This window comes from Parabacteroides sp. AF17-3 (assembly GCF_003635445.1).
Classification (GTDB): domain Bacteria; phylum Bacteroidota; class Bacteroidia; order Bacteroidales; family Tannerellaceae; genus Parabacteroides; species Parabacteroides goldsteinii.
Map to the genome: position 1 here is coordinate 140,132 of NZ_QTMM01000002.1, position 14,895 is coordinate 155,026.

At 43.0% G+C, this 14,895-nt stretch carries 10 protein-coding genes; 6 read left to right on the plus strand and 4 right to left on the minus strand.

Annotated elements, in window-relative coordinates; genetic code table 11:
* The first annotated feature begins 110 nt into the window (after positions 1 to 110).
* The 3 genes from DWW91_RS02860 to DWW91_RS02870 all read left to right on the plus strand — a co-directional run bounded on the left by DWW91_RS02860 (position 111) and on the right by DWW91_RS02870 (position 4,109).
* Positions 111 to 2,528, plus strand: coding sequence for an ABC transporter permease (locus DWW91_RS02860; protein ID WP_122326900.1), 2,418 nt, complete (start codon positions 111 to 113; stop codon positions 2,526 to 2,528).
* Positions 2,529 to 2,598: 70 nt separating this feature from the next.
* The gene (locus DWW91_RS02865; protein ID WP_195585863.1) at positions 2,599 to 3,399 is read left to right on the plus strand and encodes a DUF4846 domain-containing protein; all 801 of its coding nucleotides are present in this window, start codon (positions 2,599 to 2,601) and stop codon (positions 3,397 to 3,399) included.
* A gap of 149 nt (positions 3,400 to 3,548) precedes the next feature.
* Positions 3,549 to 4,109 (plus strand): DUF4840 domain-containing protein, encoded by a 561-nt coding sequence (locus tag DWW91_RS02870; RefSeq protein ID WP_009859992.1) that lies wholly within the window; start codon positions 3,549 to 3,551, stop codon positions 4,107 to 4,109.
* 75 nt (positions 4,110 to 4,184) lie between these two features.
* Here DWW91_RS02870 and DWW91_RS02875 read toward each other — a convergent pair whose 3' ends face one another.
* From DWW91_RS02875 to DWW91_RS02890, 4 genes are all read right to left on the minus strand, one after another.
* The gene (locus DWW91_RS02875; RefSeq protein WP_228100043.1) at positions 4,185 to 5,144 is read right to left on the minus strand and encodes a Fic family protein; all 960 of its coding nucleotides are present in this window, start codon (positions 5,142 to 5,144) and stop codon (positions 4,185 to 4,187) included.
* Positions 5,145 to 5,293: 149 nt separating this feature from the next.
* On the minus strand, positions 5,294 to 8,080 hold the full coding sequence (gene uvrA / locus DWW91_RS02880; RefSeq protein WP_122326902.1) for an excinuclease ABC subunit UvrA: 2,787 nt from the start codon (positions 8,078 to 8,080) through the stop codon (positions 5,294 to 5,296).
* A 147-nt stretch (positions 8,081 to 8,227) separates the two neighbouring features.
* Positions 8,228 to 9,346 carry an AraC family transcriptional regulator gene (locus tag DWW91_RS02885; protein ID WP_122326903.1) on the minus strand — a complete coding sequence of 373 codons (1,119 nt, stop codon included), beginning with the start codon at positions 9,344 to 9,346 and terminating at the stop codon, positions 8,228 to 8,230.
* Complete coding sequence (locus tag DWW91_RS02890; RefSeq protein ID WP_122326904.1) at positions 9,343 to 10,542, minus strand: AraC family transcriptional regulator; 1,200 nt, start codon at positions 10,540 to 10,542, stop codon at positions 9,343 to 9,345. Before DWW91_RS02890 ends, DWW91_RS02885 begins: the two co-directional genes overlap by 4 nt.
* A gap of 418 nt (positions 10,543 to 10,960) precedes the next feature.
* Here DWW91_RS02890 and DWW91_RS02895 point away from each other — a divergent pair, with 418 nt between their 5' ends.
* From DWW91_RS02895 to DWW91_RS02905, 3 genes are read left to right on the plus strand one after another with little or no spacing between them, the layout of a single operon-like run.
* The gene (locus tag DWW91_RS02895) at positions 10,961 to 11,560 is read left to right on the plus strand and encodes a DUF3575 domain-containing protein (protein ID WP_046146091.1); all 600 of its coding nucleotides are present in this window, start codon (positions 10,961 to 10,963) and stop codon (positions 11,558 to 11,560) included.
* A 12-nt stretch (positions 11,561 to 11,572) separates the two neighbouring features.
* A complete protein-coding gene (locus DWW91_RS02900; protein WP_199722543.1) occupies positions 11,573 to 13,009 on the plus strand; it encodes a DUF3868 domain-containing protein in 1,437 nt (478 codons plus the stop codon).
* Between the two features lie 48 nt (positions 13,010 to 13,057).
* The gene (locus DWW91_RS02905) at positions 13,058 to 14,794 is read left to right on the plus strand and encodes an Mfa1 family fimbria major subunit (protein WP_199722544.1); all 1,737 of its coding nucleotides are present in this window, start codon (positions 13,058 to 13,060) and stop codon (positions 14,792 to 14,794) included.
* Positions 14,795 to 14,895 lie beyond the last annotated feature (101 nt).

Sequence of the window (14,895 nt, forward strand, 5' to 3'; positions counted from 1 at the left end):
GTGCGATAAAGCACTCACTCTTCAATAGCCACAACAGGACAAACTACTATATAACAAACATTTAATTCATGGCACATTTTTTGATTATTATCATTTAATAATATTCTATCATGATTAGACACTATTTCAAGACAGGATTCAGAAACCTGCTAAAATATAAAACCCAATCCTTTATCTGCATAATAGGATTAGCAATCGGATTGACCTTTTTCACCGTTGGGTACTATTGGTATAGATATGAAACATCTTACGACAGCTTTTACCCGGAATCGGAACATACCTATAATATTTATACGATCGACAAACAGACTGGAAAAATGCAGCCGGGTGCCCCCGTCATTTTATGCGCTGAATTAAATGAAAACTTCCCCGAAGTTAAATATGCTGCTACTTTATCCAATGCTGGGGGCATATATACTTCCGATAATAAAACAATCGGTACCCCCTTATTTAAATGGGTAAATCAAAACTATACCCGGCTTTTTCCTCCCAAAGTTATAGCCGGAAACATGACTGATCCCATCCCTACAACCGAAGACGGAACAAAAACGAATCTGATGGTAACCCGCAAATTCGCTTTGAAATACTGGAAAACCCCGGAAGAGGCTATTGGTAAAATACTCACTGACCAGAATAAATTCACAAAGACAATAACAGCCGTTATTGAAAATCCACCCTCAAACAGTATTTTTCAGGCAGATGGTTATTATAGTATCCAAGTCGATAAAAGCCATTACACCAGCCGTTCGCCGGAATATTACTGGAATTATCCACCTAATGAAATGTATGTATGCCTCCATGAAAATACAGATGTAAAAGCATTCAGTCGGAAGCTACACACCTATTCGATAAAAAATCAGCTAAACCCTAATTTATATATCGAAATAACCCCTATCACTAAAACAAGATACCAATTGGGAGCAGAGATGTCCTTCAATCTAAACTATATCCGGACCTTTGTTGTTTCCGGATTATTATTGCTATTCTGTACTCTGTTCAATTTTATCAACTTACAGGTCAATCGCATCTTTGAGCGTTCCCGCGAATTTAAGCTACGAACCTCTCTGGGAGCAGTAAAAAAGAATTTATTCTGCCAGATCATCATTGAAATTTCTATTCAGGTACTGTTAGCCTTGTTAGTCGGGGTTTCCCTGATAGAACTGAGAACCCCTTATATCGAACAATTATTGGATACGTCTATTCAAAAACAGGAATTATTCATAGATTTATTACAGACAGGAATATTCGGCTGGACTCTTCTGTTATCAATCGTCCTGCTTATCATCAGCCGCTTTATCCATAGGCAATCAAACGATTTCAAAGCGGGTCCCCAATTATTCCATACGGCCAACAATGAATGGATCCGTAAAATCAGTATCGGACTACAGTTAGGTATTTGTGTCGGCTTCATGTTTACCGCACAAATATTATTTCTGCAAATCAACCGGATGAAAAATACAGCGATGGGATTTGATACCGACAACCTTATACAGGTTAATATATCCTCACAAATCTACTCGCAATTCACTGATGAGATAAAACAAATACCAAGTATTACAGATTGCATTCGCGGAGGAAATTTCCGGCTAAGTCATGATAACTGGCATACCGAAAAAGAAATAGGATGGGAGAACAAACCAGCCAATGCCTCTTATGAAATCCAGATGATACAGGCAGGCATAGACTTCGCACAGAAGATGAAAATTACATTGCTGAAAGGACGTTACCTGGAAGATACAGACATGCAATCGGATGAGCCGTCCGGCATCGGATGCCATAAAGTACTTATCAACGAACAAATGGCCAATCTGCTTGACACTAACGATCCGATCGGAAAAATGATTAGCAGAAAAGATTATCTTCTAAGAGGAACGGACGGGACACCTCCCCTTTATTTTGAAATAGTAGGAGTCGTAAAAGATTTCCACGGGCTAAGCCTTCGAAATCCAATACCTCCTACAATCATTGAATATTGGAATTTCTATGATTACTATTTATATTTACGGACTTTACCCGGAAAAGAAAAAGAAGCATTAAAAGCCGTAAAAGAATTGATCAGTCGTATAACCCCCGAAGGATTTCCGTTGAGCGAGACAATGACAGTCAACGATCAGTTGGAAATACTGACCCGCACTGAAAACGCCAGTCTCCGGTTATTCACCTTACTGGCTATTTTATGCGCATTAATTTCCATCTTTGGTATTTATTCTATTTCTTCGTCCAATATGCAGCAGCGAAAGAAGGAAATAGCCATTCGAAAAGTGATGGGAGCCACTTCGCGAGAGATCATTGATATGTTCTTGAAAGAATACACAATAATCACTTTGACTGCCAATGCCATCGCTTTACCTGTCGGCTATCTGTTCGCCCAAAAATGGCTGGAACAATATCCACAGAACGTTCATATGCAACTCTGGATGTTTATAAGTATCCTGCTGGCTACTATTCTGTTAGTTATACTGACAGTCTTAGGACAAGTGATTCGGGCCGCAAACGGAAATCCGGCAGAAGTTGTAAAAAGCGATTAAAAATAAATGATGAGGACAAGAACCGGAAATAACAGAAAAAATCCGTATGTTTGCCGTAAACCTTCCGAGTATGATAAACAGAATATTACTGATTTTCCTGTTGTTTTTCTGCAAAACTTTACTTTCAGGACAAACTATTGCAGAACGAATAATGCCTCCCGAAGGATATGTCCGAACAGAGGTAGCAGCAAATTCTTTTGCTTCATATCTCCGTCGGCTACCTCTGCAACCGGAAGGAAGCAAAGTTTTGCTTTATAATGGAGAGACAAAGCGTAATCAGCTGCCTGCTTATGCCGTCGTCGATCTGGATATCGGAAAACGTGACCTTCAGCAGTGTGCCGATGCCGTTATCCGGCTGAGGGCAGAATATCTTTACGAACAGAAACAGTATGCAGCCATCCACTTCAATTTCACAAACGGATTCAATGCCGAATATACCAAGTGGGCAAAGGGCAGCCGTATCCGTGTGAACGGCAATACAGTGTCGTGGTATCCATCCAAAGGCGAAGATTATTCCTATAAAACATTCCGTTCCTATCTGGATATGGTATTTTCCTATGCAGGAACAGCCTCCCTATCGAAAGAACTGGCTCCGGTCAACTACCTGGAGATGAAGATAGGTGACGTATTCATCCAGGGCGGTCACCCGGGGCATGCCGTTATTGTCGTCGATATGGCCGTTCACCCAAAGACAAAAAAGAAAGTATTCCTGCTGGCACAAAGTTATATGCCTGCCCAGCATATCCATATACTGACCAATCCGGTAAACAGGAAGAAATCCCCCTGGTACGAACTGAGCGACTCGGATGATGGAAAGGTCTACACCCCGGAATGGATCTTCAATAAAAAAGATCTGAAACAATTCAAATAAAAAAACGTTTCAAAAGTCACTATATATCAACGCATTACATTTAAATATATTATTTTTCTCATTTATTATTCAATAAAGATGCAGCCTTTTTACAACTTCTACCATCTTATTAGTCGTACATAATTTATTAACACTAAAATAAAAGAAAAATGAAGAAGACGTTGAAATGGTCGCTTATGATGATGTTAGCAGTAGTTGGTTTAACTTTTGCTTCTTGCAGTGATGATGATGACACTCCAACAGTAGGAACTGTAGAAGATGTTAATGGCGAGTTTACAGGGAAGATGACTTATGCAAAAGAAGCAAAAGAAGCAGCAGCTACAGGTACGACTCTGGAACTGAAAGTTGCAAATGACTCAATTCAGTTTGAGAAATTCCCTTATCAAGCATTAGTTGTAGAACTTTTGGGTGAAGAAGCATCAAAGCCTATCATCGAAGCGATTGGCGATTCACTGAATTACAAAATAAACTATACAGCAACAATGAATGCGGCAAAAGATTCAGTTGTAATGACTTTAAAACCGGAACCATTAAAAATCGATGCTGCTGGTGTTGAAGTTACTATTGAAGCAGAAAAGACAGCTTCATATGCAGTTAAAGACAAAAACTTAAAGTTCACTATTAAAGCTGCTAATGTAAAAGTAGGCGGAATAGACTTCCCTGGTGGTTGGACTCCGATGGACTTGTCTTTCGATATGAAGAAGAAATAAGACTAATTCTATCCAATATAAACGGAGGATGTTTCATTGGAAGCATTCTCCGTTTTTGTATTCCAACAACAGGTCCTATATAATATATGTATAGTGCGTCAAACTTTTCTCTCCTTCTTTCCGCAACTGATTACTATCAACCGCCTCTTTTAAGTCCCTGCTGGCCGTAGCTGTTGATAACTCTTTAAAATATCTCAGATAGTCTTTACGGGTAAAAGAAGCATCTGCTATATAATCCTTAAACAAAGCAATTCTGTCACGCCCCGTAAGTGTTACATTCTGCGATTGCAGTAATTCTTCGAGCGACTCTTCTACTATTCTCAGCATAAATTCAACAAAGATAGTAGACTCCCCTTGTCTGTCAGCAACAGCCAAAATCCGATAATACTCTTCCTGATTTTCTTTAATGAGAGACTCTACCGGCAAATATTCAAACACCGGATTATACTTCATCAAAATAACACTTTGCCACAAACGTCCCATTCTTCCGTTTCCATCAAGAAACGGATGGATAAATTCAAACTCATAATGGAAAACACAACTCTTGACAAGCAATATTTCATCATCATTCTCCAAATAACCAAACAAGTCATTCAACAGCGATTTAACAAGAGTCCCTGAGGGAGCGACATGTGCCAGCTGTTTTCCTTTCATGATGCCAACTGATTTATTCCTCAGCCTCCCAGCGTTTTCTACCAGACCATCCATCAATATCTGGTGTGCCTCACATAAGGATTCTATGCTAAAAGGATCAAAAAGGCCAATATTTTCATAAACACGAATTGCATTTTTCACTTCGGTAATATCTTTTAATGGAGCTATTACACGTTTCTTTTCCAATAAAGCCGTAACCTGATCGAAAGTTAACGTATTTCCTTCAATAACAAGAGAAGAATGAATTGTGCGTATCCTGTTCCTTTTTCTTAGTTCAGTAGGAGGCCTATGCAAACGGGCCGCTTTAATTTCACCCAGTTTTTCTGAAATTGAAGCGACTTTAGCCAATATATAAGGTGTTATTTTATAAAGAGGTTTCATTGTGATAGTATCATTTGATAGTATCATTTGATAGTATCAAAGATAAGAAATATATTTATATAAACATAAAAAATCTCCTTCCGGTATGCGAATTAACATGTAACCGGAAGGAGATTCTTATATTCAACAATCTTTTCAGGATTGGTCTGCTACAATTTCTCTTTCAAATAATGCCCTGTATAAGACTCCGGGCACAAGGCCACCTCTTCCGGCGTTCCGGCACAAACCAGATAACCGCCGGCGTTACCTCCTTCCGGTCCTAAATCGATCAGGTAGTCAGCACATTTGATCACGTCCATGTTATGTTCAATGATCACTACCGTATGTCCTTTATCGATCAATGCATTAAATGCTTTCAGCAGGGTCTTTATATCATGGAAGTGCAAACCCGTAGTCGGCTCGTCGAATACGAACAAAGTCGGCTGCTGCTTTTCCTGCCCCAGATAATAGGCCAGCTTCACACGCTGGTTCTCACCGCCGGACAAAGTCGAAGAAGTCTGTCCCAGTTTGATATAACCCAGGCCGACATCCTGCAACGGCTTCAACCTTTTGACGATCTTCTTTTCCTGCGAACCGGTATGTGCTTCGAAGAACTCGATTGCCTGGTTGACAGTCATTTCCAGCATATCATAGATATTCACACCGTGATATTCCACATCCAGCACATCCTGTTTGAAACGCTTTCCATGGCAGCTTTCGCATTCCAACGTGATATCCGCCATAAACTGCATTTCCACCGTGATACGGCCGTCCCCTTTACATTCTTCACAGCGTCCGCCTTCCTTATTAAAAGAGAAATAGGCAGACGTATATCCCAGCTGTTTCGCCAGTGGCTGTTCACCGAACAATTTACGGATCTCGTCGTAAGCACCGATATAAGTCACCGGATTCGAACGCGAACTCTTACCGATCGAGTTCTGATCGACAAACTCGATACCCTGTATCATCTTCATATCACCTTCCAGGCCGGAACAATCCACCATCAGCCGGGCCGCATCATCCAGATAATGCTTTACCCCTTCATAAAAGATATCCCGCACCAGCGAACTCTTTCCCGAACCGCTGACACCGGTAACAACCGTCATCACGTTCAACGGAAATTTCACATCTACCCCTTTCAGGTTATTCTTACGGGCCCCTTTCACCTCTATATAATTATTCCACAGGCGCCGGAAAGCGGGGACTTCAATCTTATCTTCACCGGTCAGATAACGGACCGTATAACTGTCGCTGCTGGTTTGCAGGTTATTCACATCCCCCTGGTAGACCACTTCGCCCCCCAAACGTCCAGCCTTCGGACCTATATCTATAATATAATCGGCTGAACGGATAATATCCTCGTCATGTTCCACCACGACCACCGTATTACCCAACGCCTGCAACTGACGCAACACCTTTATCAGCAAATCGGTATCTCTCGAATGCAACCCGATACTCGGCTCATCCAATATATACAAGGAACCGACCAGGCTGCTGCCCAACGAAGTCGCCAGGTTAATACGCTGACTTTCACCACCCGACAACGAAGCCGAAAGGCGGTCGAGCGTCAGATACCCCAACCCGACATCCAGCAGGAACTGCAAGCGGTTCATAATCTCCGTCAACAAACGTTTTGCCACGGCCGCATCCGTTTCGTCCAGCACCAGGTTGTCAAAAAAGGCTTTTGCTTCCGTGATAGGCAATGCCACCAGTTCAGCTATATTCTTACCGCCTACTTTCACATAGAGCGCTTCCGGTTTCAGGCGGGCCCCTTTACAGGAAGGACAGGTCGTCTTTCCCCGATAGCGAGCCTGCATGACACGGTATTGTATTTTATAAAGATTCTCTTCCACAAACTTGAAAAAGTCGTCGATGCCGTGCAAGCCGCGGGCACCATGCCACAACAGGTCTTTTTCCTTCTGCGTCAGGTCGTAATACGGACGATGTATCGGGAAGTTGTATTTCTCGCTCTTGGCGATAAACTCCTTCAACCACTCTCCCATCACTTCGCCTTTCCAGCAGACCACCGCCCCCTGAAAGACCGACAAACTCTTATCCGGTACCACCAGGTTCTCATCGATACCCAGAACTTTTCCGAATCCTTCACAGACCGGACAGGCTCCCAGCGGATTATTAAAACTGAACATCATATCGGTCGGTTCGATAAACGTGATACCATCCGCTTCGAATTTCTTGGAATATTCCTTTACCACCGTCCCTTCGGCAGCATAGATACGGATAATACAGGTATCATGCCCTTCAAAAAACGCCGTTTCCGCCGAATCGGCCAGACGGCTTTTCAATGTCTTATCGTCCGAAACCGTCAAACGGTCGACCAGCAATTCAATATTGGGAGAACCGAGCAATGCCTCATCCGCCAACACTTCCTGGATACGGTAAGCCGTGTCGTTGATTGACAAACGGGTATATCCTTCTTTCTGTAAAATCTCCAGCTGCTCCTTCATGCCACGGCCTTCCGGCAGGACTACCGGGGCAAACACGGCAAAACGGGTACCGGCCGGATATGCCAGAACCTCCTTCACGATGTCTTTCACCTGATGCTTTTTCACTTCCATCCCCGACACAGGCGAAATCGTCTTGCCTATCCGGGCATAAAGCAGCCGCAGGTATTCATATATTTCGGTAGATGTACCCACTGTCGAACGCGGATTGCGGGTATTCACCTTCTGCTCGATCGCAATAGCGGGCGGAATGCCTTTAATATAGTCGCACTCCGGCTTGCTCATACGCCCCAAAAACTGGCGGGCATAAGAAGAAAGACTCTCCACATAGCGGCGCTGTCCTTCGGCATATAACGTATCGAAAGCAAGGGAGGATTTTCCGCTGCCGGATAATCCGGTTATCACGACCAGTTTGTCGCGCGGGATCTCTACATCAATATTCTTCAGGTTATTAACACGAGCCCCTTTGATAAATATAGCATTATTTTCAGACATAAATCTTTTCCTAATAAGGATACAAAAATAGCAAAAAGAAACGAGAACCTGAATTTAGTACAGAGGTATTCGGGTTTGTTATTATTTATTATCTATTATCTTTGAATCGGATAAGAGACTTTCGCATATCTATCTGAATTACATTTTTTAATCTACGGAAACAGGATCGTTTTTTACCATTTTTTTAGCTCGGAAATAACTTCGATAATTACTGAATCCAGCATGAATAACAATCTCCATCAAAGATATTTTTTGCTTTCTTTGTACAGCCTCCGCCTGTAATCTTTCAACTTCCTTCAATCGGTAATTATTAATAAAACGATTGAAATTCATCTCATACTCTCTATTTATAAATGCTGATATATAAGTTCTGTTGGAGAAAAGATCCTTGGCCATGTCGGTTATTTTGAATTCCGGGTTTAGATAAGGTTTCTTATCCTCTAAATACTTCTCGACTCGCTCCCGCCCCAATTGCGCATAATTCCCCAACGCAGTCATTTCCTTTTCTTTGGCAGTAACAGGTTCGATAATCACATAATTCTCCGAAAGAATATTCAGGCACAGCACAATATGAGTAAAAACTGCCGGCAACGTTGTAAATATCCAAATAAACCCCAACTTATTGAATAGCCCGATACCCAATATCAATCCGGCTATCGGCAAGGTTTGCAGCAGGACCCTGAAAATAATGATAAAGGATAGCCAATCCAGCGACATCCGGTAAATATCAGCGGAATAATCAGTTACCTGACGTTTATAGGATTTTATGCGAAGCAAGCTCAATACAGAATATAAAATACTCAGCAAAATACAGACGATAAACGTAATGTCGACAATCGCGCTTGTCAGGCTTACTTCATTATCATAAATAGCAGTCCATCGTTGCCGGAACGGCACTATTAAGGCAATCACGTAAATAGTTACAGTCAAACACGACGGAAGGATAAAATGGTATACCGGAAAACGCCTCTGCTCGCCTATTCCCGTAATAATATAGGTAATCAGGTACAGGAATATGGGAATAAAACTGAACGAGGAAAAGAAAACAGGTTGGTATGTTATAAAAGTGTCGCGGGCGACAGAATGCATAACCAATCCACTCCAGTACAACATTATCAAACAGTATACAGTGATTATGCTGTAATGTATTTTCCGATTGACTGTATTGGAAGAGCGAGTTATGTCAAGCGAAATCATGATGAGGCCGACCGCAGCGCTTACCACAGGTATTGAAAAAACTATTGCACGTCCGATATCTTGATTCATCCTTTTTTATTTATTGGTGATTCCTTGTCAGTCTGTTCTTTATATGTATTTTCCAATTGAATCGCACGCTGGAAATGCCTAGAGTCTTTGAACCCCGCCATGGTCATTACCTGATACGGATTTTTTTGTTCATTCGAAGGATGCACTATCAGAGTCTGGTATTCCCTAATCCGACATTGGTTCAGGTAACGCCTGAAATTCACCCCATAAGTTTGATTGACAAAATTGGACATCACGGTACGGTTCACCCCCATCGCCTCGGCCATGTCAGTCAACTTGAAATCAGGATCGAGGAATGGTTTTTGTTGAGACAAATAGTTTTCGAACGCCGTCCTGTTCAATTGTCCGCGGGTGTCATCCGACCTAGGGTACTGTTTGGCGATCAAACCGTTGTTCCCGGTCTCATTTTCATTGCCTGAAAACAAATCAAAGGTCTTGTAAGAGAGATATTGCCTACGGATAACCTGATATGTAAGCAAGATTTCCTGAGCCATAATGCATAACGCGTTCAACCGAATAAGCCATTGACTTGCCCCGACCAACGAAGGCAAAAAAGCAATTAGAAATATAACGATGGAAAGTATAGAAAGCATGAAAAACATAATGAGCCAACGCGATGATTTAATACTGACATATTTTCGATCCGTATCGGCCATTTGAAGTACCGTCTGCCTATAATACCGCAGCAATAACAGGCCAGTCGGAACAATATAAGCTATTGCAGTGATAAACCGCAGTAAAGAACTGGATATAAAAAGCTCCGTATAGCGCTCAAATAACGACAGTCTGGTAAAAAGTCCTCCCTCGGGAGGTGACATCCAAGCTGTCGTTATCAGGATAATTGCCAATGTGGGTACCGGCCAAATGTAATTCAGTACGGGAAAGTTTCTCTTTTTCCCTAAATAGGCCAAGTAATAAACGATATTGTAAAACAATATGGGAATATAAATATACGACAGGGCAAAAGGAATATCGACCGGAAGGAATATCGGATCGTCAGAGAGCACATGCCATAAAGCGGATGACCACCATACGGCTATCAGGATACAATAAATGCTTACAACCCGCCTTAATTTCCTTTCGGCAAGATTGCGATAATTCCATATCAATAATAAAGTAAAGACCGAACATATGGCCGAACAAAATATCGGTAAAATATAGGTCATCAAGTTGCTGTATGTGACAAATGCTCCCATGTCAATCGAATTCAAATTATTTTTCTCGAGTGTGTGTTTCTGCTGGCTTTTTCCGATGCACTTAAATTGCTTAGGCAGACAGTCATAAACTCACTGACATTACGGTATACAAAGATAGCCTTTTTTACTGCACTTATTTGTATTACAACTGTTAATAATGACTCCGCGCACTTCTAAAATGAGTCAGACTTTGATGATTTGACATGCCCGTTACAAAATTGCAGCTTGTGTAAAATGGTCATTACGATTTTGCCGATATGATTTATACGTTTTGACACTATGCGATAACAAATACGCCGTTCCTTTGTGCAAAACAAAAATAAAGAAAGCGAGGTCACCGCAGTTGACCTCTTGAGACTGTATATGCAAGAACAGACTATAAAATTTACAACGGAATAATTAACTATAGCCATAAAATATGCACAATGGAATTATAAAACGAATATTGGTCCTGCTGGTAGTTACTACCGCCGGTATGATGCAGGATACCAAAGCCCAGAACGTGGCTGTCAAGAGTAATGTTCTGGCAGATGCTTTCCTGAATCCGAATTTGGGAATAGAGATCAGACTCGCACCTAAATGGACTTTGGACGCTACGGGACAGTTCAACGCATGGACACTCTCGCACGACCGGCGCTGGAAACACTGGGCCGTTCAACCTGAGGTCAGATACTGGTTCTGCGACCACTTCTCAGGGCACTTCGTAGGTGCTCACATCCATGGCGGACAGTATAACATCGGAGGTTTTGACGGAAAAATCAACTTTCTCGGAACGGATGCCCGCAAGCTGAAAGATACCCGTTATCAGGGCTGGTTCGTCGGCGCTGGTATCGCTTACGGTTATACGTGGATACTGGGGCGGCATTGGAACCTTGAGGCGGAAATAGGCTTTGGTTATTCCTATACACGCTATGACCGCTTCCAGTGTGCCGGGTGCGGCAGAAAGTTAGAAACGGACAAGCCGCACCACTATGTGGGGCCGACGAAAGCGGCAATCAACCTTGTTTATGTATTTTAATCGTGTGCAAAGATGAAAAAGACAATATATATCCTATCAGTCCTTTTGGGCATGGTTACGGTAACGGAAGCACAAACTGCAATCGACTTGCGAAAACAGGACATCGTGGACGGTGTTTCCGTGGAGAATCTAAAAATAGAACGCAACGGCGGGTACATCGCCATAGACATGCTTTGGGATTTGTCAGGGCTTGACGTGGACGATAATCGTGCCGTACTTCTTACACCATGGCTAGTCAATGGCAACGACTCGCTCGACCTGCAACCGATAGGGGTTTACGGCAGGCGCCGTTACTACTTCTATGTACGCAATGGCGAAAGCATGCTATCGGGCAAGAATGAAAAGAGCTATAAGGCCTCGGAAAAACCCGATACCCTCAAATACCACCATATGGTACCATACGCCGAATGGATGAACGGAGCCGTGCTGTCGCTTCGTCGTGACGACTACGGGTGTTGCAACACGTTGTTGGCAGAGCGGAATGACACGCTCGGACGACACACCGAAGCGTTTTTCCCCGAACTGGTATATATACGTCCGCAAGGGCAGATCGAAAAACAGGATTCACTCGAAGGTTCGGCGTTCATCGACTTCCCGGTGAATCAAACAGTGATTTATCCGGATTATCGACACAACACCGCCGAACTTGGGAAAATACAGTCATCGATAGACTCCGTGCAAGGCGACATGGACATAACCATTACTTCGGTATGGCTGAAAGGTTACGCTTCACCCGAAAGTCCTTATGCACATAACAAAGAGTTGGCTATCGGACGTACGGCAGCATTGAAGAAATTCATACAACAACTCTACCAGTTTGAAGACGAGGTAATAACGACTGACTACGAACCGGAGGATTGGGTAGGATTGCGCCACTACGTGGAACAGTCAGACCTTGAACATCGCACAGAAATGATTGCTTTGATAGACGGCAATTTGGAACCGGATGCCAAAGAGCTGAAAATAAAACAGACCTATCCGGCGGAATATCGCTTCCTGTTACAGAACTGTTATCCGACGTTGCGCCACACTGACTACCGCATAGTCTACACTATCCGCAGTTACAGCGACGTGGAGGATATAAGGCGAATCATACGTGAACGGCCGCAGAAACTGAACCTGAATGAGTTCTACCTCGTCGCACAGGAGTATGAACCCGGTACGGATGAGTTCACTGAAGTGTTCGAGACAGCGGTACGCATGTTCCCGGATGACACCATCGCCAACCTGAACGCCGCCAACGCTGCCATGCGCCGTGGCGACCTCACGGCCGCAAAGCGTTACCTTGCCAAAACGGACAATTCGCCCGAGGCTGTTTATGCCCGAGGTGCACTGGCCATCCGGCAAAAAGATTACAACAGTGCCCGACGTTACTTGAACGAGGCGAAATCTCTCGGATCAGAACAGGCCGGCATCACGCTTGAACAGCTTGAAAAAGGGAAACATTAAGGATAAACGAGATAATATATTATTAACAAAATTAGATTACAAACATTTATGAAGATGAATAAATTATTTTTAGGTATGTTCGTATGCATCGCATTGTGTGCATGCTCGAACGACGAATCAGGAATTATTCCGGATGATACACCGAATGCCTTCACAGGAGACGAGGCGTACATCAATATCCGCCTCGCTGATGCAGGTTCACTTACAAAGGCGCAAGAAGGTGACTTTGAGTACGGAATAAACGAACAGTCTGTAAAAAACGCCTACTTCTACTTTTACGATGCAGACGGTGTATTCGTGACACAAGGTAATGCTTGGGGAGGTGGCAACGCCTCAACGACTGCCCCTGCCGGAAACATTGAATTTGTGAGCAACAACGTCGTTGTACTGAAAGGACTGGACAAAAAAGACTATCCTAAATATATGGTAACAGTGCTCAACAAACCGACCAACTTCGTGTATGGAAAAACACTCGACGAAATGCAAACAGTGCTTGCAGACAATAACGCGGAAGGTATTTATTATCCGGAAACGACCAATAACGTCACAACCAATTACTTTACCATGAGCACTACGAGCTACACCGAAACCAATCGGACAAAATATTTCGTGACGGAAGTTAAAGAGGAAAATTTCTCTCTTGAACCGATAACAGATGTGAGTGCCATTAGCAATGCGGTGACTGTATATGTGGAGCGTCTGGCTGCCAAAGTAACCTTGAATGTATCCGATGAACTTCCAAAGGATGTAAATGGGCGTTATCCGATAAAAGTCACTGTAGCAGGCGAAGACAACCCAGCCGGAAGCGGTAATATCGCTTCGGAAGAGCTTTATGTGGAATTGCTCGGATGGAAATTGAACGCCACAGCGAAGAAATCGTACATGATTAAGAACATAGATGCAACTTGGACGGATAATGACTTGGGCTTTACATGGAACAGATGGACCGACCACCGCAGCCATTGGGGTAAGTCGTTCAACTACGGTTTGTCCGGCTATCCTGAAAATGCGGCGGGAGTTCCCACCAATTCCACATATCTGAATTATGTCGATTTGGAAAGCGACTTAACCGCATTGGGAACCCCTGCCTATTGCGCCGAGAACACCAACACAAACACCATCGTGACTGGCAACTTTCCTTCTACCGTTACGAGTGTCCTGTTGAAAGCCAATATATGCGATGCAAGCGGCAATGCACTCGACCTCGTACGTTACAATGGTGTACTTTTCAAACAAGACTCCTTCCTCGAATATGTGCTCAACGTACTGAAGACGAAAAACCAACTGAACATGTGGTATGAAGACGGTCAAGACGATGGAGGTAATACAAAATATACACAGATTGGTAAAGAGTATGTGAAATTGGAGAATATGGGCGACGGAAAAGTAAAAGTGGTATTTACGAATGAGAATGAAACCTCATTATATACAGAGAACGGCGCCAACAGTTCGGATCAAATCATCGCCGCTCTTAACGAAAATCTGGCCGCTGCTTCAGCAGATGCCATCGCTTACAACGGTGGATCGATGTACTACAATATACCTATCGAACACCTCAACAATGGCGATGTCGCAAACGGGACTATTCCGGAAGCCAAATACGGTGTGGTGCGCAATCACCACTATGTAGTCACCATTGACAAATTGGAAAATATAGGCAAGGGGATTTTTGACGAAGACGAAAAAATCGTTCCCGGCGAAGATCCGGACGGTGACACTTATTACGTTGGCGCGAAAATCAATATCCTTTCCTGGAAGATTGTCAGCCAAAATGTGGAACTTTAATTTTTCTTGAAACAATCTTTATCTTATAAAACAACCATTCCATGAGGAATAAACCCCACATGGAATGGCTTTAGAAAAGCGCTTCCGCTCCGGCGCAAAGA